We start from the raw sequence: 3,339 nt of genomic DNA on the forward strand, positions 1-3,339 counted from the left end.
CTGTGGTTTCCAAGTATCGATAATAGGTAACTTATCCTGAATACATAGGGATAAAGTGGCGAACGCGGGGAACTGAAACATCTAAGTACCCGTAGGAAAGGACATCAACCGAGACTCCGGAAGTAGTGGCGAGCGAACCCGGACCAGGCCAGTGGCGATTGAGAGACAAGCGGAACCTTCTGGAAAGTAGGGCCATAGTGGGTGACAGCCCCGTACGCGTAATGCAATCAATCGTCCTCGAGTAAGGCGGGACACGTGAAATCCTGTCTGAAATTGGGAGGACCACCTTCCAAGCCTAAGTACTCGTGCATGACCGATAGCGAACTAGTACCGTGAGGGAAAGGTGAAAAGCACCCCGACAAGGGGAGTGAAAGAGTACCTGAAACCGATTGCCTACAAACAGTGGGAGCCCGCAAGGGTCACCACGTACCTTTTGTATAATGGGTCAGCGACTTAGTGTGACGAGCAAGCTTAAACCGCTAGGTGTAGGCGCAGCGAAAGCGAGTCTGAACAGGGCGTTCAGTTCGTCGCATTAGACCCGAAACCGAGTGATCTAGCCATGAGCAGGTTGAAGGTAAGGTAACACTTACTGGAGGACCGAACCCATAACTGTTGCAATAGTTCGGGATGACTTGTGGCTAGGGGTGAAAGGCCAATCAAACTCGGAAATAGCTGGTTCTCCGCGAAATCTATTTAGGTAGAGCGTCGACCGAATACCCCAGGGGGTAGAGCACTGGATGGGCTAGGGGTCCTCACCGGATTACCAAACCTAACCAAACTCCGAATACCTGGGAGTACTAGTCGGCAGACACACGGCGGGTGCTAACGTCCGTCGTGAAAAGGGAAACAACCCTGACCTACAGCTAAGGTCCCCAAGTTATGGCTAAGTGGGAAAGGATGTGAGGATCCCAAAACAACCAGGATGTTGGCTTAGAAGCAGCCATCATTTAAAGAAAGCGTAACAGCTCACTGGTCTAAATAAGGGTCTTTGCGCCGAAAATGTAACGGGGCTAAAGCCATACACCGAAGCTTAGGGTTTGGTCCGCAAGGGCCAAGCGGTAGCGGAGCGTTCTGTAAGCTGACGAAGCCGTACCCGTGAGGGGTGGTGGAGGTATCAGAAGTGCGAATGCTGACATGAGTAACGTAAGGGGAGTGAGAGACTCCCCCGCCGAAAGACCAAGGGTTCCTGCTTAAAGCTAATCTGAGCAGGGTTAGCCGGCCCCTAAGACGAGGCGGAAACGCGTAGTCGATGGGAACCACGTTAATATTCGTGGGCTTGGAGGTAGTGACGGATCGCACAAGTTGTCCAATCTTATCGGATTGAACGGGCAGCGGAGCGGTTCCAGGAAATAGCTCCTCCTTATAAACCGTACCCGAAACCGACACTGGTGGTCAGGTAGAGTATACCAAGGCGCTTGAGAGAACTATGCTGAAGGAACTCGGCAAATTGCACGCGTAACTTCGGAAGAAGCGTGACCCTTTTCTACGCAAGTAGAGGAGGGTGGCACAGACCAGGGGGTAGCGACTGTTTATCAAAAACACAGGGCTCTGCGAAGTCGCAAGACGACGTATAGGGTCTGACGCCTGCCCGGTGCTGGAAGGTTAAGAGGAGGGGTGCAAGCTCTGAATCGAAGCCCCAGTAAACGGCGGCCGTAACTATAACGGTCCTAAGGTAGCGAAATTCCTTGTCGGGTAAGTTCCGACCTGCACGAATGGCGTAACGACTTCCCCGCTGTCTCCAGCATAGACTCAGTGAAATTGAATTCCCCGTGAAGATGCGGGGTTCCTGCGGTTAGACGGAAAGACCCCGTGCACCTTTACTATAGCTTTACATTGGCATTCGTAGTGGCATGTGTAGGATAGGTGGTAGGCTTTGAAACCTGGGCGCCAGCTCAGGTGGAGCCACCCTTGAAATACCACCCTTATTACTATGGATGTCTAACCGCGGCCCGTTATCCGGGTCCGGGACAATGTATGGTGGGTAGTTTGACTGGGGCGGTCGCCTCCTAAAGAGTAACGGAGGCGCGCGATGGTGGGCTCAGAACGGTCGGAAATCGTTCGCTGAGTGCAATGGCATAAGCCTGCCTGACTGCGAGACTGACAAGTCGAGCAGAGACGAAAGTCGGTCATAGTGATCCGGTGGTCCCGCGTGGAAGGGCCATCGCTCAACGGATAAAAGGTACGCCGGGGATAACAGGCTGATGACCCCCAAGAGTCCATATCGACGGGGTTGTTTGGCACCTCGATGTCGACTCATCGCATCCTGGGGCTGGAGCAGGTCCCAAGGGTATGGCTGTTCGCCATTTAAAGCGGTACGTGAGTTGGGTTCAGAACGTCGTGAGACAGTTCGGTCCCTATCTGCCGTGGGTGTAGGAATATTGAAAGGATCTGTCCCTAGTACGAGAGGACCGGGATGGACGGATCTCTGGTGGACCTGTTGTGGCGCCAGCCGCATAGCAGGGTAGCTATATCCGGACGGGATAACCGCTGAAGGCATCTAAGCGGGAAACCCACCTTAAAACGAGTATTCCCTGAGAACCGTGGAAGACGACCACGTTGATAGGCCGGGTGTGGAAGAGCGGCAACGCTTGAAGCTTACCGGTACTAATAGTTCGATCGGCTTGATCGTTCTCATTCCTTATGCTCATCGTGAACACGATGATCTGACCAGCGCTCACGCATGAGCGGCCCTTACAGGGCCTATGCTCCGCGAGGGCGCCGGAAAACCGGCGACGCGCAGTCGCGCTTGCGGGCTTGCGCCCGTAAGCAAAACACAAACGTCGCCTTGGCACGAAAAAACAGCTTCTCGATATAACGTGCGTTTTGCCGACCTGGTGGTTATGGCGGAGCGGCTGCACCCGATCCCATTCCGAACTCGGCCGTGAAACGCTCCAGCGCTGATGGTACTTCGTCTCAAGACGCGGGAGAGTAGGTCGCTGCCAGGTCTGCAAAACGCACGTTGAACTCTCATCCGCAAACCGGATGAAACTGAAATCTTCTCTCTACGAAAAGGCCCGCCAAGGGATCACGGGCCGCGCAAGCGGCCCTTTCATTTGGTCAGCCATATACCTATCTGTAAGCCATCCTGTTCATAGGCCCAGGCTTACGTCCAGATAAGCAAGCAAACGCTTGCTTCAGATCCGGAGCAGGCAAGAGCTTGCCCTGGAGAGTCCGGAGCAAGCAAGAGCTTGCCCTGGAGGTGACGCGGGGTGGAGCAGCCCGGTAGCTCGTCAGGCTCATAACCTGAAGGTCACAGGTTCAAATCCTGTCCCCGCAACCAACATCAAAAACAGCCCGCTTCACGCGGGCTTTTTGCGTTCGGACCGTGATCGATGGCGA

At 54.3% G+C, this 3,339-nt stretch carries 1 tRNA gene and 2 rRNA genes; all 3 read left to right on the forward strand.

From position 1 onward, the window contains the following. Nucleotides 1–2,629, forward strand: a 23S ribosomal RNA gene (locus NKI10_RS30760); the annotation flags it as partial. Between the two features lie 201 nt (nt 2,630–2,830). Next, nucleotides 2,831–2,945, forward strand: a 5S ribosomal RNA gene (gene rrf, locus NKI10_RS30765). 258 nt (nt 2,946–3,203) lie between these two features. After that, nucleotides 3,204–3,280, forward strand: a tRNA-Met gene (locus tag NKI10_RS30770). The last annotated feature ends 59 nt before the right edge of the window (nt 3,281–3,339 follow it).

Origin of the sequence: Mesorhizobium sp. M0802 (assembly GCF_040320115.1) — a bacterium.
In the GTDB taxonomy this organism is placed as follows: domain Bacteria; phylum Pseudomonadota; class Alphaproteobacteria; order Rhizobiales; family Rhizobiaceae; genus Mesorhizobium.